This is a genomic window from Cupriavidus sp. SIMBA_020 (assembly GCF_046535395.1).
Classification (GTDB): Bacteria; Pseudomonadota; Gammaproteobacteria; order Burkholderiales; family Burkholderiaceae; genus Cupriavidus; species Cupriavidus campinensis.
Map to the genome: position 1 here is coordinate 1 of NZ_JAWRWU010000573.1, position 272 is coordinate 272.

A 272-nucleotide genomic window follows, 5' to 3' on the forward strand; every position below is an offset into this window, starting at 1 on the left:
CGGTCAGGGTGCCGTAGTCCTTGAAGCCCATTTTCTGCAGCAGGGCCAGGGTGTGCAGGATGGTGGCGACGCCGTGCTTGTCGTCGGCGATGCCCAGGCCGTAGGCGCGGTCGCCGTCGATGCGAAAGGGCTGGTCGCGGAGCATGCCGTTGCGGTAGACGGTGTCCATGTGCGCGATGAGCATGATCTTCTTCTGGCCGGTGCCCTTGAATTCGGCGTGGACCATGGGGCCGACGTGTTCGGGGGTGTCGTCCAGGCGGAAGATGTCGGTG

General features: G+C 65.1%; 1 protein-coding gene. It reads right to left on the bottom strand.

The features are described from left to right. A partial coding sequence (locus tag SB751_RS30570) for a M20/M25/M40 family metallo-hydrolase (RefSeq protein WP_410749094.1) occupies window positions 1-272 on the bottom strand: 272 nt, incomplete at both ends.